The sequence below is a fragment of the Paenalicyclobacillus cellulosilyticus genome (assembly GCF_014647315.1).
GTDB lineage: Bacteria > Bacillota > Bacilli > Alicyclobacillales > Alicyclobacillaceae > Alicyclobacillus_J > Alicyclobacillus_J cellulosilyticus.
This window is the reverse complement of sequence record NZ_BMOY01000002.1, coordinates 21061-42554: the sequence shown is the minus strand read 5'-3', so window position 1 is coordinate 42554 and position 21494 is coordinate 21061. Positions and strand designations below refer to the sequence as shown.

Below are 21494 nucleotides of genomic sequence, written 5' to 3'. Positions count from 1 at the left end.
GGATCGGCGTGTCAGGCAAGGCGTGCGTGCAGCGCTTGGGTACACCTTGTGCGTGCAGCGAGCGTGGAACGCCTGCAATCGGAGAGGAAGGGGAGACGGCAACATGGAGACGGTGGCGGTGATCTTCGGCGGCCGCTCGGTCGAACATGAAGTGTCGGTCGTCACGGCGCTGCAGGTGATGGAAAATCTCGACCGGGACCGGTTCACCCCCCTGCCGGTGTACATCGCGAAAACCGGCGTCTGGTATTCCAGCCCGGCGATGTTGAACATCGATGCCTTTCGGAAGGAACGCTTGGCCCAGACGCTGGCGGAGGCAGACCTGGTGCACTGGCTGCCTGTACCGGGCGGCGTGGTGAGGCTGGTGCCGCAACAGGGGGAGCGCAGAGGATGGTTCGGCGCGCGGCGGGCGGAGGCGCGCGAGGTCAAGGTGGCGTGTGCCATCCCGGCCGCGCACGGCACCTACGGGGAGGATGGGAGCCTGCAAGGGTTTCTGGAGTTGGCGGACGTGCCGTACACGAGCGCCGGGGTGGTGGGTTCCGCGGTCGGCATGGACAAGATTGTGATGAAGAAGGTGTTTGCGGCCGCCGGCATCCCCATCGTCCCGTACGAATGGTTTACCCGCGAGGCGTGGCAGAACGACCCGGACGGCGTGGTGGCGCAAGTGGAGGCGCGGTTGACCTACCCGATGTTCGTGAAGCCGTCGAACCTCGGTTCATCCGTCGGCATCACCCGGGCGGACGATGCGTCGCAGTTGCGGCGCGGCATCGAAATTGCCGCGCATTACGACGAACGCATCCTCGTGGAGCAGGGTGTGGATCAGGCGGTGGAGGTCAACGTTTCGGTGTTGGGTGATGAATATACATGCCGCCCGTCGTGGATTGAGCGGCCGGTGTCGTGGGAGTCGTTCTTGACCTATGAAGACAAGTACATCCGGGGCAACTTCAACAAAGGCCAGGGCGTGGCGCGGGAAATCCCGGCCAACATCCCCGCGCGTGTCGCAGAACAGGTCGCGGCGTTCGCGGTGCAGGCGTTCCGGGCGGTGCACGCCCGCGGTGTGGTGCGCGTCGACTTTTTAATCTCCCGGGAGGAGCAGGTGTATGTGAACGAGATCAACACCATCCCTGGTTCATTCGCGTTCTATCTGTGGGAGCCGGCCGGGCTCTCCTACCGGGACCTGTTGTCGGAACTCATCGAGATCGCCAAACGGAGCCACCGGCGCCGGGCGCAGAACATGACCACCTTCGACACGGACCTGCTCGACCGCTTCGGCGGCCAGAAGCTCTCCCTGCGCAAGTAAGGGGTGCCGCGCGGTCTTGCCGTTTGCCCGCCGGCCCGCGGACCGCGCGGCTTTTCGCGTGCCTTGTCGGGGAAAAGGTTTCTGAACCGAGGCAACCGGCACGATTCTCCTGAGCATCTGCGAATAGATGATAGAGTCGAATGTATCGTATAATCGAGGTGCGCACGATGTCGTGACAGGGAGGGGCGGGCATGGTGGCAGGCCTGTCGGGGCTTGGGTCCCCGCGTGTGCGCCTTTGGATCGCGTTCGGGGCGGTGGTGTTGGTCCTCTGCTGGTTGATCCGCACGGCGGTGATTCACGCCTCGTCCTACTATCTCACGGTGGACGAGCTGGCGAAGAAGGGACAAGCTGCGGTCGGCAAACCGTGGACGGTGAGCGGTACCGTCGTCGGCCGGAGCGTCCGGTGGTCACCCGCGCGCGAGACCCTCGTGTTCGACATGCAGGACGAGAGCGGCCACGCCAAGCTGCACGTGGTGTTCCGCGGCCCCAAGCCGGACGATTTTGACCGCGGCTGGCCGCTTGTCGTCACCGGGACGCTCCGTGCGGACGGCACGTTCAATGCCCAACAGCTGCTCGTCAAGTGCCCCTCCAAGTATGAGGCGAAATCAGGCACCTACACGGCGGTGAATTAGCGATGGGCGCGCTGGGAGCGGCGGCGCTGCGCGGGTTGTGGCTGGTTGGATGGTTGAGCCTGGTGGTCCATGCGTGGGCCGCTTGGTCACGTGGCCGTGCGGGAAAGCGACTGCGGCGGGCCGCGCTGTGGGCACAGTTTTTTCTGGCTGCGCTGGCGTGTGCCAGCTTGGTCGTGCTGTTGGTCCGCGAGGATGCCAGGTATGCGTACGTGGCGGAGTATACCGGTCCCGGGCTGCCCGTGCTGTACCGGATTGCCGCGCTGTGGGGCGGTAATGCAGGTTCGTTGTTGTTTTGGACGGCGCTTATCACCCTGTACGGCGCGGTGATGGCGTGGGCGCAGCCAAGGGACGGGGACGACCGTGCATTCACCTGGGCCGGCGGTGTCCTCTCCGCGGTGGCGTTCGCATTCGCGACGCTGCTTGTGTTCGCGGCCAACCCGTTCGTGCGCCTGCCCGGCCCGACGGCTTCACCGGTTTCGGCGAGCGGCGGTCTGAGCCCGCTCTTGCAGAATCCCGGCATGGCGGTCCATCCGGTGGACGTGTATCTCGGGCTGACGGGGATGACGGTTCCCTTCGCCTGGGGTGTGGCGGGATGGGTGCTGCGTCTGCCGGAGGACGAGTGGTTTCCGGTCGTCCGGCGCTGGACATTGGTGGCTTGGTCGTTTTTGACCATCGGCATGTTGTACGGCGCCCGCTGGTCTTACGAGGTGCTCGGTTGGGGAGGTTACTGGGCCTGGGATCCCGTGGAAAACGCTTCCTTGTTGCCTTGGCTGTCGGCCACGGCGTTTTTGCACACCGCGATGGCTCAGGAGCGGCGCGGCATGTTCCGCCGGTGGAACGCCGTTTTGGTTGCCGTCTCCTTCTGGCTGTCATTGTTTGCCACATTTCTCACGCGCAGCGGCGCGCTCTGGAGCATTCACGCGTTTGCCAGCAGCCGCCTCGGACCCTGGTTGCTGGTGGTCATGCTGGTGTTTGCCGCCGGTGCCGCGCTGGCCATCGCGCGCGTGTGGCGGTCGCTGACGCCGCGCGCCCGGATAGAACGCGTGCTTTCCCGGGAAGGCGGGGTCTGGCTTAACAACCTGTTGCTTTTGTCCGCGCTCGCCACCGTGCTGTGCGGGACGGTGCTCCCGTGGTGGAGCCAGCTTGTCGCCGGCCGCAGCCTCACGGTCTCGGCCGCGTTCTACAACGCGGTGAACGCTCCGTTGTTCGTTTGCCTGTTGCTTGGGATGGGGTTGGCGCCTTGGCTCGCTTGGCGGCAGATGAAGCGGGATGATGCATGGGCGTGGATCGCACGCGCCGCCCTCTTCGCGCTGGTCATGGGTTTGGCCACGGCGGCGAGCCTGCACGCCGTGTACCGTCGCTCGCCGTGGCTCGCCGTGGCGGCCCTCACCGCGGCGTGGTTCGTCATCGCGAGTGCCGCGGCGGACGTCTATCGCTCCTTGCGATCCGCCGTGTCGTCCCGCCGGGGTGCCGCGCGCGCAGATCGCGGGCGCGGTTCGGCGCTTGCCCTGTGGCTGTGGCTCCGTGCGCACCGGCGCCGCATCGGAGCGTATCTGGTGCACGTGGGGGTCGCGGTGTGCGCCATCGGCGTCGCGGCGTCCGGCGCATACCATCTGGAGGTACAACGGGTGATGCGGCCAGGGGCGCAGTTGACGGTCGGCCGGTACGACCTCACATTCACCGGGCTCGGCGTGACCCCGGGGCAACGGGCGCGCACGTTATACGCGAACGTGTTGGTCGCCCGCGGCGGACGCGTTCTCGGCGTGATGCAGCCCTCGGCCACGTTTTACCCTGACGGCACGCCTCCGCTCACGCGCGTGGCCATTTACTCCGAACCGTGGTCGGATCTTTACCTGGTGCTGCTCGGCACCGGAGACGGAGGAAGCGCGGTGTTGGACGCGCACCTGAATCCGATGGTGGCATGGATCTGGTTCGGCGGCGAGGTGCTGCTCGCCGGGTCTTTGCTGTGCCTGTGGCCCAAAACGCTGCGCGTCCCTGTACGCAGCCCGCTGCGCCGTGCTGCCGTCGCCGGCACCGTGGTCCTCGTCATCTTGGCGGCTGCGGGCGGGACCGCTTGGGGTGCGCCGCGAGCAAACACGCGGCCATCCGCTTCCGCCCGGGCGGATATGCGCGTACCGCGGTTGGACGTCGTGCTCATTCCCGCCCCGGTGCGAGGGGTGATGGATGTGGTCGAGCGGATGCAGGTCACGAATCGCGGATCTGAGCCACGGAGCATCCGCTTGGCATTGCCCGGGGACAGCCGCCGCGTCACGGTGAACCCGGGGCACTGGCGGTGGGCCGGTGTGCAGGGCGGAATGAAGTGGATCGAGGTGGCACCCGGCGTGTCACCGGGTGCCACTGCGGCGGAGACGGTGACATACACCGTGCCGTATTCGGCGGCGGGGACGGCGCTCTCCCTCACGACGGCGTACGACGCCGACGTCATCCGCCTGTTTCTTCCCGAGGGCGGTTGGTTCGTGAGCGCAGAAGGGCTGTTGGCCGCGACGCAGACCACCGCGATGGGTGGAACGGCGTGGCGTGTCTACACAAGGCTGTCGCAGCCGGGGGGCGTCCCGTGGGTCGTTCACGTGGCGACGATGCCTCATCCCTTCTTTGCGCCCACCCCGGCCGGCCTGCCCGTGCTCGGTCGGGTGGCCGGGGCGCAGGTGGATGTGTGGCAGGTCATGGGTAACCTGGGGTGGATTACGGCCGTGATCGCGCTGGCGGCATGGGGGACTTGGTCTTCCCGCCGCCGGTCGCGCTCTTCTGCGGAAGACCCTGGCGAGCACGCGGGAGGTTGAGGGATGCTCCAGCTCGACGAAGTCAGCAAGTCGTTCGACGTGTGGCCTGTGCTGGACCGGGTGTCTGTCCGCCTCGAACCGGGACAGATCCACATCCTGCGCGCGCCGAACGGCAGCGGCAAGACGACGTTGCTCAAGGTGATGGCCGGATTGCTCAGACCCACGTCAGGCCGCGTGTTGTGGCGCGGACGTCCGCTCACCGCGCGCGACCGGCGCCATCTGGGGGTTGTGCTGGAGCAGCCTCTCGTCTATCCCGACCTGACCGGATGGGAGAACCTCGCGCTGTTCGCCGCGTTGTACGGCATCCGTCCCGTGCGTCCGCGCGTCTTGCGCGCGCTGGAGGAGGCCGGTTTGGCGGCGGCCAGGGACGTGCGCGTCCGCGCCTATTCGAAAGGGATGCGGCAGCGCTTGGCCGTCGCGCGGGCGTTGCTCCATCGACCGTGCGTGTTGCTGCTCGACGAACCGTTTGACGGATTGGACGCTGACGGGCAGGCATGGGCTGCGCGCGCCGTCGCGGCGGCGGCGGCGGACGGAAGCTCGGTGTGGCTCGTCACGCACCACGCGGACGATCCTTTGCCGGCCGACGCCCGCTGGACCCTCCACCGCGGCCGCCTGCTGCCGGCGGCAGCGGTCACGCCGCGTTCGCCGCAGGAAAGGCGGACGAGGTGAGGGAGGTGGGGCTGTGGTGGTGGCGGTTTGCCGCGCTGGTGCGCGCCGAAGCGGCGTCCCGGGCGCGCGCGCGCACGGGCTGGATCGCGGGTGTGTGTTTCGGTGTGCTGTGGGTCCTCGTGGCCGGCATCGCGCTCGACGGAACGGCCCGTCTGCCGGCGGCTTGGTGGTGCGGCCTGCTTTGGCTCGGGGTGCTCTGCACGCTCGTGCCGCAGTGGTTGGCGGACAGCGCGGGGGATGCGGAGATGGGCGCCACGTCCGGTCTGCTGCTGGCTCCGCTTGACCGCAGCTGGATCTTTTACGCGCGCTGGTGCGTGCGCGCAGGCTTCGCGTGCCTGACGGCGGCCGCGGTGGCGGGGACGTCGTTCATCATCCTGAACGAACCGCCTCCGCGCCATCCTGCATGGTTTGCGGCGGCGTTTGTCTCCGGGGTGGTCGTGCTCTCCGGGCTGGGGACGTTTTTGGCCACGCTCGCCACGGTCAGCCGGTCGCGCGAGGCGGTGTTCCCGCTGCTGTTGATCCCGGTGGCGCTGCCTGTGATCTTGGCGAGCGTGCGCCTCACCGTGTACGCGGCAGCATCCTACGGACGGCCGCAAGTGTGGTGGGAAGTGCTGCTGGCGTACTTCGTCTTGCTGTGTGTCTTGCCTTGGTTGTTGTACGAACCGGCACTGGAGGAGTGACATGGAGAAGCACCGAGCGGATGCGAGGCGTCGTCCTCGCGTGGGATGGTTTCTCGCCGCCGCAGGCGCGCTCGCCGCGGTGGTGTGGGCGGATCTGTATCTGGCGCTCATCGCCTCTCCCCCGGAGGAGAACATGGGGGATTTGGTGCGCATCATGTACTTTCATGTCCCGTGCGCCTGGGTGGCGTTGTTCGCCTTTTTTGTCTCGTTCATCGCGGCAGGCATGTACCTGTGGCGACGCAACACGGGGTGGGACAGCCTGGCGGTGTCGTCCGCGGAGATTGGACTTTGTTTCACCACGCTCGCGCTCATCACCGGTGCCCTGTGGGCGCGCCCGGTCTGGGGGGCGTGGTGGACCTGGGACCCGCGCCTGACCACCACCTTGATCCTGTGGTTTCTCTACGCAGGGTACTTTCTGCTGCGCGGCAGTTTGGACGGCCGGGAACGGCGCGCGCGGGTGAGCGCGGTGTACGGCGTGATCGCGTTCCTCGACGTCCCCGTCGTCCACATGTCGGTGACCTGGTGGCGCTCCATCCACCCCGCCGTCGTCAGCAGCCAAGGCATCCATATGCCGCCGGGCATGGCGGATGCGCTGTGGATGGGGCTCTGCACATGGATGGCCGTGTACGCCTTGCTGTTGACCGTCCGGTACCGGATGGAACGCCAGCGCGAACGGGTGGAACGTCTGGTGGCCCGTGTTCGCGCGCAGACAAGCTGAAGGGAGAGGAGCAAGGTGTTGCGTGACCTTTGGTTCTTATGGGCGGCCGCAGGTGTGGTCACGCTCGGGACGCTGGCGTATACCGTCCTGTTGTGGATGCGCCAAACGAGGCTCGAGCAGCTGGTCGCCCGGCTCGAACGTGAACTCGAATGACGCACGACGTCCCAATCGCGCGGCGTCCGCAATCGACGGCGTTTCCGGCCGGCAGATCCGGCAGCGCGGCGGTCAAGCCACGCGCGCAAGTTCGATGAGGATGCCGCCGAGCACTGCCATGGCGAACGAGGTCACCGCCCGCACGATGGTGTAGTGGGGCCCGAGAAACGGAACTTCGGCAGGCAGGCGGGGCAGCGACACCAACTGCCAGGTGGTCAGAAAGGCGAAGATGGCTCCAGGGCTGGCCTGCGCCTCAAGCAGGCCGGCGGCCAACGGGTAGACGGCCCAGCGCGATCCGGTGCCGCACAAACCCAAGAGCGCACCGGCGAGGATGCCCCACACCCCTGCTTCCCGGCCCAACAAGTGGACGATGGCCTGGGGTTGGATGAGCTGCATCATGAGTCCGGCTGCGAACATCGAGACGACGATCCACGGCACCGCTTGGATGAACATCTCCACCGTCGCCTCCAGACCTTCGCGCGCCACGCTCGGTCGCCACACCGCCGCACAGAGGTATCCTGCGCAGGTTGCCCATGCCAGTCCCCACAGCGTCCGGTCCATCCCGACACGCCCCTTTCCCTGGTCATGACTCGTCTGGATCCGCCCGCTTCAAGGCGCAGGCGGATACATGGCGGCGACAACCGTCCGCCAACCCGCCGGATTGGGCAGGCTCAACGCCCAAACGGCGACGCCGGCCAAGCCCTCCTCGCGCACCAATCGGAGTTTCTGGGCGAGCGTCTCCTCAGTGTCGTACCAAACCTCCATGTAGCCGTCCGGCTTGCCATAACGCGCGTACCCCACGCCCAGTTCGGGTTGATACTGGCCGTTCGCCCCGTGTTGGCGCAGAATATCCGCAACGTGGCCGCTGGCGACGGCTTCGCTCGTCACGGAACCGTCGCGGTGGACATACCAGAACCGGGTGTAAAACGGCAACCCGAGGATGAGCCGGTTGGCAGGGACGCCCGTGTTGAGCAGGTCCTCCACCGCCTGGGTCGTCCACGGTACATCGGCGACCGGGCCGGGTTCGGGATCTCCCCCCCAGTGTTCGTCGTACGCCATCAACACGAGCTCGTCGCAGACCGCCGCCAATCCAGCATGGAAGAACGCCGCATCGTCGCGGAGGAACGCGATGTCCGGGGTGATGTCCACCGACAGATTCACCCCACGGCGGGCGAGCGTTTGGTGCAGTTTGCCGATGAATGCGGTAAACGCGTCCCGGTCCTCCGGGCGCACGTTCTCAAAGTCGACGTTGATGCCGTCGATGCCGCTTGCGGCGGCCAAGTGAGCAAGCTCGTCCACGGCACGTGCGATGTGGCTGGGATCGCTCAACAGGTCGTGGGTGAGGCGGGCACTGAACTGGTTGTCGAGCAGAGGCCAGACTTTGATATGATGCTGGTGCGCCCATGCGATCACCTCGGGTTGGATGTCGCTCTTCACCATCCCGGTGCTCGACCATACCGTCAGCCACTTGGGGCTGATCACCGTGAGTCCAGGGTGTTCCGCCATGAGTTGGATGGTCGCGTCCGCCGTGGTGTCGGGTGCCCACCCAAGGATGACGCTGGATGGGCCCGCAGCAAAGCTCCCCGTCGCATCTCCTTGTGCTTGCGCGTTTGCTGTGTTCGCCGTGCTCGCTGCCGGCAAAGGCGCCGCGGCGGCAGGTTCGTGGGCGGGCACCGCGGGTGGTGTGATGGGAGACGGCAAGATCGCGCCGGCGACCATCCCGTACGGGTCGGCGAGGGGCAGATGCAGCTTCGCCAACGCCGCCTGCCACCATGGAGCGGACGCGGGATGACGCAGGTAGTCCGGCGTTCCCACGACTTCCGCCACAGCCACGTTGGCCAACGGAACGGCTTCTGCGGAGTGCCATGCGCCTGCCCCGCCGTCGCGCGGCCAGGTGAAACCGGCCAGGCTGAGGGCGAGCATTCCGCCCGCAGCCAGGACGGATCGCATGCGCGCCCGCTCCCGGGTCGCGTGCCGCCGCGGGCGGGGATGGAACGGCCAGCGCACAAAGGACGACCCCTTTCCCCGGTTTGGCAGTTTGGCGAACGCTTGACCTGCCAAGCGGAACTTGTCCGCAGGGTGGATTCGCTCCAGTCTATGACGCCGCGTGCGCGTTTTAGAAGCGGCGGCGGATATGCTGGTCACGAGGGTTCGTGCACCGGCGCGGCAGGGAAGCTGAGGAGGGATATGGAAGATGTTGGTTCGCACAGAGCGTGCGGTGCAGGAAGTCGAATTGCGCCCGCCGCAGCCGGGTGAGGTGGTGTGGTTGCACCTGGTTCACCCTGGCGCAGAGGAGTTGACGCACACCTTGTCGCACATGTTCCGTTGCCACCCGCTCGCCATTGAGGATGCGCTGCACTTCGGGCAACGCCCGAAGGTGGATCACTATGCAGCGACAGACACGAACGCGGAGCATGCCTTCATTTCGTTTTACGCGCTTCGTTCGGGCCCGGTTTCGCAAGAGTTCTGTGCGTTCATCGGCGACGGGTTCATCGTGACGGTGGTGCGCGACGAGATTCCTGCCATCGCAGGGGTGTATCATGACGCGCGCAACAACCCGGAGGTGATGGATTCTCCGGGCCGGGTGTTGTACCACATTCTTGATGCGTGCGTCGATCAATACTTTGCGGTCGTGGAAGAGTTGGAGAACGTGGTCGATAACCTGCAGATGACCGTCATCCACCACCCGGGGGCGCAGGTGACGCCCGATATCTTCCGGCTCAAGCGCCAACTGCAGCGCATACGCTACTTGGTGGCCGACGCCATCCACGTCATCGAGTTGGTCAGCCATGAGGCGTTCCCGTATACGGCACCGCAGCAAGTGGTCTACTTCGCGGACGTGCGCGATCACGCCCTGCGCATGGTCAACGAGTTCGACGCCCTCCGCGATCACCTCAACGGCTTGCTCGATTTGCAGATGGCGCAGCGCACCCACCGCATGAACGACGTCATGAAGACGCTGACCGTGCTCAGCACGATCTTTTTGCCCTGGAATTTCATTGTCGGTCTCTACGGAATGAACTTCCAGAACATTCCCGAGTTGCACTGGCGCTACGGTTATGCGTATGTGTGGGGGTTGATGCTGGCGACCGGAGCAGCCTTCGTGTATGTGTTTAAGCGCAAAGGGTGGTGGTGAAGCATGTTTCAGGGGTGAAGCCGGCGGTTTGACGCGGTCTCCCGGCGGTTGGACGCGGCCTTGCCGCGGCGGCGGATCCGCCCGCGCTTTTGATCCCGGTGATAGATGAAGCCACCGAGAAAGGCGGTACAGGCACCCGCCAAAACCAATCCCAGGATCGCTTGCGCTGCGTCGCGGAAGCGGCCGTACGCCAACCAGTTTTCCACACCGAGGCGCACCAAGTTGATCCCTTCTCCGGCCAACAGAAAGACCCCTATCAACACACCCCACGCCGCCAAAGCCTTGCCCACGCGGTGCAGCTCCTTTCGCATGTTTGCTCTCCCCGCTTCTGCCTTTGCCATCGTACTGCAACACCTTGACCATGACAATCATGGCCGCGTGCTTCCATCCCGCACAGCCGTCAGCTTTTGGGTCGCCTTTGCTTCCGCTGCCCGTTGTTATACACTGGGAAGGGACGGAGGAAGGCGTTCACGCGCACGGCCGCCCGCGGGCCGTCCGCAGGGAAGGGGATGTGGTGACGTGGCCGAACAACACCAAGCTTTTGGCAGGTTGACGGACGAGGATCAGCAAAGGAGCGCACAAGCCATTTCCCGGCCCGAGTGGTTGAAAATCCGGCTTCACGCCGGGCCGAACTATAAAGAGCTGAAACAGATCATGCGCACCCAGTCTCTGCACACGGTGTGCGAAGAGGCGCGTTGTCCCAACATTTACGACTGCTGGGAACACCGCACGGCGACCTTCATGATCCTAGGCGACATCTGCACGCGCGCTTGCCGCTTTTGCGCTGTCCGCTCCGGACGGCCGACTGAGCTCGATCTCGCGGAACCCAAGCGGGTGGCGGAAGCTGTGGTGGCCATGGGGCTGCAGCACGTCGTCATTACCAGCGTCGCACGCGACGACTTGGCCGATGGCGGCGCCTCCGTGTTTGCTGCCACCATCCGCGCGGTGCGGGAGCGGGTTCCGGGTTGCGGGGTCGAGGTGCTCATCCCGGATTTTCAGGGCAACTGGGATGCGCTCCAAGTGGTGTTGGACGCATCCCCCGACATCCTCAACCACAACGTGGAAACCGTTCGCCGGTTGTCGGACAAGGTGCGTTCCAAGGCGAAGTACGATCGCTCGCTCGAGCTCTTGCGGCGCGCGAAGGCGGCGCGGCCGGACATCCGCACCAAGTCGAGCATCATGGTGGGCGTCGGGGAGACGTGGGACGAGATCCTGGCCACGATGGACGACCTGCGTGCCGCCGGCGTCGACATCTTGACCATCGGGCAGTACCTGCAGCCGACGAAAAAACACCTCAAGGTCGAGCGGTTCTACACCCCGACCGAGTTTCTTCGCCTGCGCGCGGAAGGGTTGCGCCGCGGTTTTCTGCACGTCGAGGCGGGCCCCTTGGTGCGCAGTTCCTACCACGCCCACGAACAGGTGGTGCGGGCGGGCGGTCTGCCGCTGCAGTCCCTCGACGAGGCGGCGCGCCGCCAGTACCTCGACGCCTTGTTGCAGGAAGCGGATCGCAGCGCGAAGCCGGCCAAGGCGTGAGCCAATCGTCCGCCGTGCGGCCTGCCACCGTTTGTCTGGAACGGGAGGAGGGCGGGCGTATCTTCACGCCATCCCGCAAACAGAATGGGAGGGACACTGCGGCATGACGCACCGGAGTGCAATCCGATCGCGTGTGGCGGCGTGCTGGACGGAGTTGGGGCAGACGGCGTACGAAGAGGCGTTGGCCGTGCAGCAGGCGCGGGTGGAAGCGCTGCTCGCAGAGGTGGATGAACGCCAGGTGGTGTACGCCGTGGAACACCCGCCCACCATCACCATCGGGCGCAACGGCAGTGAGGAAAACATCTTGCTGCCGCGGGATCGGTTGGCACAGATGGGCATTTCCGTGTTCGCGGTCGATCGCGGCGGTGACGTGACGTACCATGGCCCCGGTCAAGTGGTCGTCTACCCCATCCTCCACCTGGGACCGTGGGGCAACGACGTCGGTTGGTATGTGCGCAGCCTGGAGGAGAGCGTCATCCTGGCGCTGCGGACAGAAGGGATTCAGGGCGAACGGCGCGAAGGTTACCCTGGCGTATGGGTCGGGGATGAAAAGATCTGCGCCGTCGGCGCGCGCGTGCGCCGGCGCAAAAGCGGCGAGTTTGTCACGTCACACGGCTTGGCGCTCAACGTCACGACCGACTTGTCGCATTTTGGCGTCATCGTGCCGTGCGGCATCCGCGACAAAGGGGTGACGTCGGTGGCACAGGTCACCGGGCGTGCCGCGGACTGGCACGATTGGGCTGGCCGCCTGCGGACGGCGATGGCCGAGGTGTTTGGCTTTGCGTGGGAGACAAGCTGAAAGGGGGCGCGAAGCATGGGCTTGGCAGCGACGGCAGCTTGGATGGTCGGCATCGTGGTGGTGGCCATGGGGGCTGTCTGGGTGGCGAGCGGCATCGTGGGTAAAGGGCGGCGCCGATAACGGTTGGTGCGCATCGGGAGGGACGCCGGGTGGACGAAGCGTGGATTCGAGAGACCTTTTTGCAACTGGTGCAAATCGACAGCCCCTCGCTGCGGGAGGGCAAGGTGGCGGCGTATGTCCGTGAGGTTTTGCAAAGCCTGGGTTTCTCTGTCATCGAGGACGACGCAGGCAAGACGCTCGGCGGGGAGTGCGGCAACCTGATTGCCACCTTACCGGGAGATGCCGGGCGGCGGCGCGTTTTGCTCCTCGCCCACATGGACACGGTGCGGCCGGGAGAAGGCGTGAAACCGCGCGTCTCTGCGGACGGGGTGGTGCGAAGCGACGGCACCACCGTGCTCGGTGCGGATGACAAGGCGGGCATCACCGCCATTCTCGCCGCGGTCAAAGCGCTCGTCGAGCGCAAGCTGCCGCACGGGCAGGTGCAGGTGGTGTTCACCGTCGCCGAAGAGATAGGCCTGGCGGGCGCCAAGCACCTCCATCCGTCGCTCATCGCGTCCGACGCGGGGTTGTGCCTCGATGCGGAGGGACCGCTCGGCACGCTGGTGGTGGCCGGTCCGTCGCAGGTCAAGTGGACGGCGGAGGTCAAAGGGCGGGCTGCCCATGCCGGGGTGGCGCCCGAGAAAGGGATAAGCGCCATCCGCGTCGCCGCGCAGGCGGTGGCCAAGATGCCGCACGGCCGGATCGATGAGGAGACGACCGTGAACATCGGCAGCTTTGTCGGGGACGGGCCGACCAACATCGTGTGCGATCACGTCCGCCTGATTGGGGAAGCGCGCAGCCGCGACGAGCGGAAGCTGGCGCAGGTGATGGCCGACATTGCAGCGGCGTTTCAGCAGGCGGCTGAAGCGTGTGGCGCGGCCGCCTCGCTGCAACATGAGCGCATGTACGACGGGTTTCGGTTCGCTGCGGACCACCCTGTGCGCCAGCTTGCGGAGACGGCCCTGCGCCAGGCTGGCTTTCCGGTGCAGGCGACAGCGACCGGCGGCGGCAGCGACGCCAACATCCTGACCAGCTTGGGCGTGCCGACCATCAACGTCGGCATCGGCTACGAGGACATTCATACCACGAGCGAGCACATCCGGATCCAAGACATCGTCGGGGCTGCGCGGGTTGCGCTCGCGTTCTGCACCTTGGCGTACGGGAGTGAGACAGAAATTGTCCCCGCATCGTTTTTATGAACGGACCGTGGGCACGGAGACGTTGTTCTCCGGGCGCGTCGTCCGCTTGGAGCGCCTGACGGTCGAGCTGCCGGACGGGTCGCGGTCGACCCGGGAGGTCGTCCGCCATCCGGGCGCCGTGGCGGTGCTGGCGGAACCGCGGCCAGGGTATCTTTTGCTGGTGGAGCAATATCGAAAGGGCCCGGAACAAGCGTTGCTCGAGATCCCCGCGGGCAAGCTCGACCCGGGTGAGTCCCCGGAGCGGTGCGCGTTGCGCGAACTTGCGGAAGAGACAGGATACCAGGCGGCCGGCGTGGCGAAGGTGTGCGAGTTCTTTTCCACACCGGGTTTTTCGGACGAAAAGGTCCACTTGTTCGTCGCCAGCGGCCTTGTGCCCGGGCGGAGCCATCCTGACGCGGACGAATGGCTGGCGGTGCATGAACTGCCGCAACAGGAGGTCGCGCGCAAGCTCTGGTCGGGGGAGCTGCGGGACGCGAAAACCATCATCGCCGTCCAATGGTGGCTTTTGCGCGCGAACGGCGGTGCCGACGGAGGAGGGTGCCGGTGAGACAGGATCCGGTGCACACGGAGGCGGCGCGTCAAGCGGATGCGGGGTCTGAAGCGGAGCGCACGGACGGCCTTGGTCTGTGGTTCGCCGACTTTCACATCCACATCGGCCGGGCGATGGGCCGGCCGGTGAAAATGGCGGCCGCGCCCAGCCTGACCTTGGACCGGCTTTTGCATCACGCCCGCGCGGTGAAAGGCTTGGACATCGTCACCGTGATCGACGGCGTCTGCACCGGTGTGCTGGCGGAGCTGACCCGCCTTGTGCAAACGGGTGAGCTCACGGAGCAACCTGGAGGTGGTCTCCGGCACAAAAACGGCCTCGTCGTCTTTCCGGGGGCGGAGGTGGAGATTGCAGGCCCGGCGGGCGGGGCGGCACACTTCGGGGCTTGGTTCCCCACGTTGGCTGCGGCGGCAGACTTTCACGCCTGGCTGGCCACGGTGCAAGGGAATCCCGCGCTCTCTTCGCAGCGAGCCCGCGTCGAGGCGACCGCCCTGCAACGCGAAGTGGCGGCACGGCAGGGCTTGTTCGTCGTCCACCACGCTTTCACGCCGCACAAGGGCCTCTACGGGTGCTGTGTGCGGTCGATGGCCGATATGCTCGAACCTCAGCTCGTCGATGCGGTGGAGCTCGGATTGTCGGCCGATTCCGAGATGGCGGACGGGTTGAGCGAACTCGCGCCATTCACCTTTTTGACCAATTCGGACGCCCACTCCTTGCCCAAGGTGGCGCGCGAGTACAACGCCTTGCGCTTGGCCGCCCCGACGTTCGCGGAAGTGGCCAAAGCCCTGCGTCGGGAGGCGGGCCGGCGCGTCGCCGCCAACTACGGCTTGCTGCCTGAGCTTGGCAAGTACCATCGCTCCGTGTGTGCGGCGTGCGGGGCACCGTGGTCCCCGGGCCAAACCGTATGCCGGTGCGGAAGCCGTCAGGCGGTCGGCGGTGTCCGGGAACGGTTGCGCGAACTGTCTGATTGCGATCCGCCTCGCCATCCGCCGCACCGGCCGCCGTACATCCGGCAGGTGCCGTTGGCGTTCGTCCCTGGGATTGGGGAGAAGTGGTATGCCCGCCTCCTGGCCGCGTTTGGGACGGAGATGGACGTGTTACACCGCACGAGCCGCGATGCGTTGGCCACGGTGTGCGGCGAGGCGCTGGCGGAGCGGATCGATCTCGCCCGCCGCGGGTTGCTCACGGTGGAACCGGGCGGAGGCGGGGTGTACGGACGATTGCGGCTTGCCCAGGCTTAACCTGGCTTTTGGCTGCGGACGTCCATGCCGGATGCGAATGCTTCTATCTTCGCACCATGGCGCATACACTGACCGCGAGCGGGACAAGGTGACCGCGTGGCAAACGGCATGGGGAGGTCGTGGCCGATGCTGGGACGGACTTCCGGATTGCAAAGACGCTCCGGCGGAGGGAAGCTCCATGCACCGCACGCGGGATGGGACCGTTGGCGAAGGGGTGTCGCCGCACTGTATGCCGAGGAGGGTGCGTTCCTCCTGGCGGTCACCCTGTGCGGGATGGTCTTCGGCCTGTTGGTGGCCGGACAACTCAGCCCGAACGACCGCGCGTGGGTGTCACACGCGCTTGCCCGGCTCATCGCGGCAGCGTCCGCAGGTCAAATCCTGCCGAGCGATCAACTTTGGGCGCACCGCGCGCTCGCCGATGCGGGGCTCATCGCCCTCATCTGGGCGTTCGGATTGTCCCTGCTCTGCAATCCGGGCGTGGTGGCGGTGGTGTTTTTGCGCGCGTTTGGCACCGGTTTCGCCGTCGGATTTGCCGTCCTCACCTGGGGATGGCGCGGGCTGATTCTCGCCGGTACGGTGATCCTGCTGCACCAGGCGTTGGCGCTCCTCGCCCTGCTCGCAGCAGGTGTGTCCGCCATGCGCTTTTCTGCGGCGTTTTTGCGCCGGTCGCAGCTGCGTTCCTTTCCACGTGCGCTCACGGGCTACACGTGCATGCTCGGTGCGTGTGCCGCCTGGATGGCCGCCTCTGCGGCTTGGCAGGCGTACGTGGCACCGTTTGTGTTGTCCGCGTTGTGGGGGCGCGGTTAGGGGTGCTCATTTCCCTCTTTGCACGCCGGGATGGCCAAAGGTCAGCCCGGAACAGAGCGAACAAGGTACGCTGCGTTGGACCGCCAAGGAGGCGAAGGCGGCGTTGTGCGCCAAGCGATTCACCGTGCGCAACGAGGGATTTATTTGCGCGAAGTGTGGCCGGGAGGTACCGCCTGCGAAAGGGACCTGCCGCAACCACTGTCCGTTTTGCCTGTTTTCACTTCATGTGGACGTGTTTCCGGGAGACAGGGCTGCAGATTGCGGCGGTTTGATGCGCCCGGTGGAAGTCATCCGCCATCCCCGCAAAGGGTTCCAGGTGGTTCACCGCTGTGAACGGTGCGGTCACACGTCCCGCAACATCCTCTTGCTCGAAGACCCGGTATGTCCGGATGACCTCGAGCGGGCGCTCACCATCATGACCTGCCGCGAGTGAACAAGGGGTTGGTCTTCGTGCAAACGTGGGTTCGCCGCGTGCGCTGGGTGCTCATGGTGATCGGGCTTGCTTGGTTGATGGCCACCGGTTGGCGTATCCTCACCGGGAATGCTCCGCGCAATCCGTATGCACCCCCGCAAGGAGGCGCTTCCACGCCGGTGGCCGGTCGCGGTCCCGAGACGTTCGCGGCCGAGTTGGCGCAAGGCGTCTGGTCAGGCATCGAGGCGTTCTGGCGGGTTGGAAGTTTTTAGTTTTTTCTGAGCAGGATCGGCGCCGCGCGTGTGGAATCAATGATTTTTCGTGGGACGGCCGAGACACGGTGCAGAGGGGTTGCGCATGGAGGCTTGGATCTTGCAGTTTGTGGAGTATTTGCGCGTCGAACGGGGATTGGCTCCCAACACCCTGGCATCCTATCGCAGGGACTTGGAGGCGTTTGCCCATTATTTGGCTGAGCACGGACCGGTATCCCTGACCGAGGTGCGCAGGCCGCACATCGTGCAATACCTTTCCTATCTGAGGTCGCGCGGCCGTGCCAGCGCCACGGTATCGCGCAGCCTGGCCAGCATCCGCTCGTTTTTTCATTACTTGGTGCGCGAAGAGGCGCTTCCAGTCGACCCGACGCTGCACATCGATACGCCCAAGTTGGAAAAACGGCTGCCGCGTGTCTTGACGGAAGCGGAGGTGGAGAGGCTGCTTGCGGCACCAGATCCAACCAGCCCGGCGGGATCGCGGGACAAGGCGATGTTGGAACTTCTGTATGCCACGGGCATCCGGGTGAGCGAATTGGTATCGCTGCGGCTGGCGGATTTGAACCTCACGAGCGGATTTTTGCGTTGCCTCGGCAAGGGCGGCAAGGAGCGCATCATCCCGGTGGGGGAGATTGCGCAGCGGGCGACCGTCCACTACCTGCAGTTTGGGCGGCCGCAGTTGGTGCGGGGCGCCATGGACCACCTGTTCGTCAACCATCATGGGCATCCATTGACCCGGCAGGGATTTTGGAAGATATTGAAAAAATACGCGCGTGCGGCCGGCATTTTCACGGACATCACCCCCCATACCTTGCGGCATTCGTTCGCGACACACCTGTTGGAACGCGGGGCGGACCTGCGCGCGGTGCAGGAGATGCTGGGCCACGCGGACATATCGACCACGCAGGTGTACACGCACCTGACGCGTGCCCGCATGAAAGAGGTGTACGCGGCGTCCCATCCGCGGGCTTGACCTTCCCGCTTACATAAGCGGCCGCATTCGCGGCACGCTATCCGTCGCGGGGGTGAGAGGCATGCCGAAAGGCGTCCGGTGTCTCGTCGAGGAGTGTATCTTCAACGAGGATCGGGACTGCATCGCCGATGCGATTGAGGTGCGGTCGAACGGGAACGACATCGTGGGAACGGCCAAAGGCACGTTGTGCGCGACGTTCCGTTTCCGCAACTTCGATCAAGGGGTGCAGTCCATGCAACCTTCGGTGCATGCTTGACCGCCGTGCTGCGCTTGCCCTGACGGCGCAACGTGCGCGCTCCGGCTCTGCCGGGGCGCGCAACCTTTTTGGTACGCCCGGCATGGGCGAACGTGAAGTAGTGAACGTCCGCGACGGGGTTGCGGGGTTGTGTACGGGGGGTTGTGTGCGCGAGGACGGGGAGGAGACGCCCCCTCCTGCTCGATGGGGATGAAAAGCCGCAGCGGCGTAAACACTATCATGCGCGAGGCGGTGCGAAGCAACGCCTGGGCAGTGCACCGGTGCGTGATTTCGGTTTGTTTGGCGAGGCGCGTGTTCGTTTGGCGAGGCGCGCGATGGATGACGAAGGGGCGATGTGAGACATGCAGCATATGAAGGCAGTATGGTGTGCGGCGGCGCTCACCTTGTCCATGGCGGGGCAGGTGCCGGTCATGGCGGCGCCATTTCCAGCTGCGCGCGCTGCTTTGGCGGGGAACGGCCCCGTGCTGCCGAATCCAGTGCAACCACCTGCGTGGGCTGCGAACCCCAACGCGGGTGCCCCGTCTCCGGCTGGATTGGCCACCCATGCCCGTTCAGCCGTGGTGATGGACTTTGCGACCGGAAAGGTATTGTTTGCCAAAGACCCGCATGCGCGGCTGCCGATGGCGAGCATCACGAAGATCATGACCATGTTGCTCGTCATGGAGGCCGTGGATCAAGGCAAAGCCAAATGGTCAGACCCGGTGAAGACGAGCGAACACGCCGCCAGCATGGGAGGTTCCCAAATCTTCCTTGAGCCGGGAGAGACCATGACGTTGGCCGACATGATGAAAGGCGTGGCCATTGCGTCGGCGAACGACGCCAGTGTGGCGCTGGCTGAACACTTGTATGGCAGCGAAGACGTGTTTGTTCAGCGGATGAACCAGCGGGCGAGAGAACTCGGGATGAAAGATACGCATTTTGTCAACTGCAACGGCCTGCCGGCACCCAATCACTACAGTTCCGCGTACGACATCGCGCTCATGTCGCGCGAGTTGCTCAAACATGAACAGATTACGCGCTGGACGTCGGTGTACAGCGATTATTTGCGCAAAGACACGGCGCATCCTTTGTGGCTTGTCAACACCAACAAGCTTGTCCGGTTTTACGAAGGGGTCGACGGCCTGAAGACCGGCTACACGTCCGAGGCACAGTATTGTCTGTCGGCCACAGCCAAACGCGGCGACTTCCGGGTCATCGTCGTCGTGATGGGTGAGCCCAAGCCAAGCGTGCGGAACGCCGAAGTCGCACAGTTGTTTAATTGGGCGTTCAGCCAGTTTGAAGCCAAGGTGTTGTACCGTGCGGGCCAGCGCGTCACGCTGCTGCGGGTGCCCCACGGTATCCCGGAACAGGTGCCCGTGGTGGCGGGCGACACCGTCGGCGTGATTGCGGAAAAAGGGTCCAACCGGCAGTACACGACCGAGTGGCGGTGGGAAAAGGTGCAACCCCCGTTGAAAGCTGGCCAGCGCGTCGGTACGCTCGTCGTACGGGAAGACGGGCAACCGGTAAGTCAAGTGCCGTTGCTCGCCGCCGTCGACGTGCAACGGGCCTCATTCTGGCAGAGCATTGGAAAGACCATCCGTCGCATCGTCACCTTCGGCCGCGGGTGAGATGAGGGGATGAAGACGCAGCGAGTGTCCCGTGACCCGTGAGACCACGGCAAACGCGCCAGCGCAGCCATGCCCCGAGTGTGTCGTGTGCTGTCGCCGTGCGGCACCGCATGTCTAGGGATGACAGGTGGTGCCGCCGTCGCTCGAACCCCATCGATTTTTATTATTTTTCCGGAAATGAGAATGGGCCGCCGGCCGCGCCAGGTCATGCTTCCGGACCAATGAGGCTGACGGCGCCGCGGTCCAGCACTTCCCGGGCCGAAGCCACGGCCGCGGCGAGCGCATCCGCGGTTCGGCCGCCTGCGACCCATGCTCGTTGCCGCACCTTCTGCAAGGCGATGCGCGGACCGTCGCAATCCTTCCCGCGCTCGCATGCGGCCAACCCGGCTTCGGCATGGCGGATGGCTTCGTCCGTCCGGCCGCGCGCCAGGTTGGCGTGAGCGCACACCAGATGGGCAAACGACACCGCCCGCGGGTGGTTACGCGCACGCCTGAGCGATTCTGCTCCGTCCGCCAAGGCTCCCTCTGCGTCTCCTGTCAAGAGGCGGCACCACCCGCGTTCCGCGAGCAGGTTGGCGGCGCGGATGGCGTCGTTCGCAACGTCCCCTTCATCCAGGCATGCGGTGAAGTGTTGGACGGCTTCCTCGCATCTGCCTTGCAGCCGCAGCAGCACCCCTTGGTTGACGCGGCACTGCGAGAGCCCGCGCGTATGGTGGATGGCGCGGTAGTGTTCCACGGCCTCATCGGTGAAGCGGGCTGCTTCCTCGTAGCGCCCGTGGGCGGCGAGGGCGTAGGCCAAGCCGTGGCAGATGAGGGCGCGGTCGCCCGTGCTCGCGCCGAGATCGCTGTGCGCGTACGCAGCCTCGTAGTAAGTGAGCGCCGAACCGTAACGGCCTGCGGACAATTCGATGCGCCCGAGGTGCATCTCCACTTTGCAGAGCAGCGGCACTGCGATGCCAGGGTGGCGCAGGAGCGTCTCTCTGGCACGGAGCCAATAGAGCCGGGCGAGCCCTGTCTCATCCCGCCGCTTGTAGACCTGCGCCGCTTTGTGGTAGGCGCGGATGACGAGCGGGATGTCGTCGTGGGCCAATGCGGCTTCGGCAGCCTGTTCGTAGCAGGAGACCGCGCGCGCGTCCGCTTGCAGGCGTTCATAACAGTCGCCGAGGTCTTCGAATACGTTTTCCTCGCGCAGATGATGCGGCAGCCCGGGCAGGACGAGCAGGGACTCCAGGCGTTTCGCCGCCTCTGCAAACCGCTCCCTGCCGAGTAAGTTTTTCGCCTGCCGGTACGTCTGCACCGCGTCCGCAGGATTTGCCCCGTCAGGCGCGAACACCGTCACCGGGACCCCCATCCTTTCGGCCACGTGCGCGAGCAGCGACGGGGAGGGGACGGCGTCGTCCTGTTCAATCCGCGCCAACGTCTTGGTGGAAACGTATCCGTCCGCCACATCCTCCAAGCTCATCCCGCGCTCCGTCCGCAAGGCGCGGATTTTCGATCCGATGGTCGACACGCTGACACCACCTTCTGCATCGGCGTGCTTTTTCTGCACGCTTGAAGTACACCCGGTCAAACGCAAAGGCTTCACCAAGCTTGGAGACACATGTCCATTTCATTGTACTCGATGTCGTCAGAATTTCCTACCGAGCTTCGCGAACCTTGCTTGACC

23 protein-coding genes are annotated in these 21494 nt (G+C 65.5%); 19 read left to right on the top strand and 4 right to left on the bottom strand.

All coding sequences use genetic code 11. The features are described 5' to 3' along the window. The first annotated feature begins 103 nt into the window (after nt 1–103). The 7 genes from IEX97_RS00920 to IEX97_RS00890 all read left to right on the top strand — a co-directional run bounded on the left by IEX97_RS00920 (nt 104) and on the right by IEX97_RS00890 (nt 6950). Nucleotides 104–1297, top strand: coding sequence for a D-alanine--D-alanine ligase family protein (locus IEX97_RS00920; protein ID WP_188880598.1), 1194 nt, complete (start codon nt 104–106; stop codon nt 1295–1297). 191 nt (nt 1298–1488) lie between these two features. Next, nucleotides 1489–1929 carry a cytochrome c maturation protein CcmE gene (locus IEX97_RS00915; RefSeq protein ID WP_188880597.1) on the top strand — a complete coding sequence of 147 codons (441 nt, stop codon included), beginning with the start codon at nt 1489–1491 and terminating at the stop codon, nt 1927–1929. A gap of 2 nt (nt 1930–1931) precedes the next feature. Continuing rightward, a complete protein-coding gene (locus IEX97_RS00910) occupies nt 1932–4730 on the top strand; it encodes a heme lyase CcmF/NrfE family subunit (protein ID WP_188880596.1) in 2799 nt (932 codons plus the stop codon). Nucleotides 4731–4733: 3 nt separating this feature from the next. Further along, nucleotides 4734–5399: an ATP-binding cassette domain-containing protein gene (locus tag IEX97_RS00905; protein WP_188880595.1), complete on the top strand. Its 666-nt coding sequence runs from the start codon at nt 4734–4736 to the stop codon at nt 5397–5399. A 5-nt stretch (nt 5400–5404) separates the two neighbouring features. Beyond that, nucleotides 5405–6079, top strand: coding sequence for a heme exporter protein CcmB (locus IEX97_RS00900; protein WP_188880594.1), 675 nt, complete (start codon nt 5405–5407; stop codon nt 6077–6079). Between the two features lies 1 nt (nt 6080). Further along, entirely contained in the window at nt 6081–6797 is a 717-nt protein-coding gene (locus tag IEX97_RS00895; protein WP_188880593.1) for a cytochrome c biogenesis protein, read from the top strand. Between the two features lie 15 nt (nt 6798–6812). Continuing rightward, entirely contained in the window at nt 6813–6950 is a 138-nt protein-coding gene (locus tag IEX97_RS00890; RefSeq protein ID WP_188880591.1) for a hypothetical protein, read from the top strand. 72 nt (nt 6951–7022) lie between these two features. Here the strand turns inward: IEX97_RS00890 and IEX97_RS00885 are convergent, their stop codons facing one another. Continuing rightward, nucleotides 7023–7511 (bottom strand): permease, encoded by a 489-nt coding sequence (locus IEX97_RS00885; RefSeq protein WP_188880590.1) that lies wholly within the window; start codon nt 7509–7511, stop codon nt 7023–7025. A gap of 48 nt (nt 7512–7559) precedes the next feature. Further along, nucleotides 7560–8957, bottom strand: a complete 1398-nt coding sequence (locus tag IEX97_RS00880; RefSeq protein WP_188880589.1) for a glycosyl hydrolase family 18 protein — start codon at nt 8955–8957, stop codon at nt 7560–7562. A gap of 187 nt (nt 8958–9144) precedes the next feature. Here IEX97_RS00880 and corA point away from each other — a divergent pair, with 187 nt between their 5' ends. Then, nucleotides 9145–10086 (top strand): magnesium/cobalt transporter CorA, encoded by a 942-nt coding sequence (gene corA, locus IEX97_RS00875; protein WP_188880587.1) that lies wholly within the window; start codon nt 9145–9147, stop codon nt 10084–10086. Nucleotides 10087–10094: 8 nt separating this feature from the next. Here the strand turns inward: corA and IEX97_RS00870 are convergent, their stop codons facing one another. Continuing rightward, nucleotides 10095–10397, bottom strand: a complete 303-nt coding sequence (locus IEX97_RS00870; protein WP_188880585.1) for a DUF2627 family protein — start codon at nt 10395–10397, stop codon at nt 10095–10097. 238 nt (nt 10398–10635) lie between these two features. Here IEX97_RS00870 and lipA point away from each other — a divergent pair, with 238 nt between their 5' ends. The 11 genes from lipA to IEX97_RS00815 all read left to right on the top strand — a co-directional run bounded on the left by lipA (nt 10636) and on the right by IEX97_RS00815 (nt 19828). Then, nucleotides 10636–11619 (top strand): lipoyl synthase, encoded by a 984-nt coding sequence (lipA, locus tag IEX97_RS00865; protein WP_188880689.1) that lies wholly within the window; start codon nt 10636–10638, stop codon nt 11617–11619. A 103-nt stretch (nt 11620–11722) separates the two neighbouring features. Next, entirely contained in the window at nt 11723–12418 is a 696-nt protein-coding gene (gene lipB, locus IEX97_RS00860) for a lipoyl(octanoyl) transferase LipB (RefSeq protein ID WP_188880583.1), read from the top strand. 149 nt (nt 12419–12567) lie between these two features. Then, nucleotides 12568–13716, top strand: a complete 1149-nt coding sequence (locus IEX97_RS00855; protein ID WP_188880582.1) for a M20/M25/M40 family metallo-hydrolase — start codon at nt 12568–12570, stop codon at nt 13714–13716. Then, on the top strand, nt 13694–14263 hold the full coding sequence (locus IEX97_RS00850) for an NUDIX hydrolase (RefSeq protein WP_188880581.1): 570 nt from the start codon (nt 13694–13696) through the stop codon (nt 14261–14263). Before IEX97_RS00855 ends, IEX97_RS00850 begins: the two co-directional genes overlap by 23 nt. Further along, nucleotides 14260–15504, top strand: a complete 1245-nt coding sequence (locus IEX97_RS00845; RefSeq protein WP_229776188.1) for an endonuclease Q family protein — start codon at nt 14260–14262, stop codon at nt 15502–15504. The genes IEX97_RS00850 and IEX97_RS00845 overlap by 4 nt, the downstream gene beginning before the upstream one ends. Nucleotides 15505–15630: 126 nt before the next feature. Then, nucleotides 15631–16311 carry a stage II sporulation protein M gene (locus IEX97_RS00840; RefSeq protein WP_188880579.1) on the top strand — a complete coding sequence of 227 codons (681 nt, stop codon included), beginning with the start codon at nt 15631–15633 and terminating at the stop codon, nt 16309–16311. A gap of 103 nt (nt 16312–16414) precedes the next feature. Continuing rightward, on the top strand, nt 16415–16744 hold the full coding sequence (locus IEX97_RS00835) for an RNHCP domain-containing protein (protein WP_188880578.1): 330 nt from the start codon (nt 16415–16417) through the stop codon (nt 16742–16744). 17 nt (nt 16745–16761) lie between these two features. Then, nucleotides 16762–16995: a hypothetical protein gene (locus IEX97_RS00830; RefSeq protein ID WP_188880577.1), complete on the top strand. Its 234-nt coding sequence runs from the start codon at nt 16762–16764 to the stop codon at nt 16993–16995. An 85-nt stretch (nt 16996–17080) separates the two neighbouring features. Further along, nucleotides 17081–17965: a site-specific tyrosine recombinase XerD gene (xerD, locus tag IEX97_RS00825; RefSeq protein WP_188880576.1), complete on the top strand. Its 885-nt coding sequence runs from the start codon at nt 17081–17083 to the stop codon at nt 17963–17965. A gap of 61 nt (nt 17966–18026) precedes the next feature. Further along, nucleotides 18027–18221 (top strand): DUF1540 domain-containing protein, encoded by a 195-nt coding sequence (locus IEX97_RS00820; RefSeq protein WP_188880575.1) that lies wholly within the window; start codon nt 18027–18029, stop codon nt 18219–18221. A gap of 341 nt (nt 18222–18562) precedes the next feature. Then, nucleotides 18563–19828 carry a D-alanyl-D-alanine carboxypeptidase family protein gene (locus IEX97_RS00815; RefSeq protein WP_229776186.1) on the top strand — a complete coding sequence of 422 codons (1266 nt, stop codon included), beginning with the start codon at nt 18563–18565 and terminating at the stop codon, nt 19826–19828. A gap of 205 nt (nt 19829–20033) precedes the next feature. Here IEX97_RS00815 and IEX97_RS00810 read toward each other — a convergent pair whose 3' ends face one another. After that, nucleotides 20034–21338 carry a helix-turn-helix domain-containing protein gene (locus IEX97_RS00810; protein WP_188880574.1) on the bottom strand — a complete coding sequence of 435 codons (1305 nt, stop codon included), beginning with the start codon at nt 21336–21338 and terminating at the stop codon, nt 20034–20036. Nucleotides 21339–21494 lie beyond the last annotated feature (156 nt).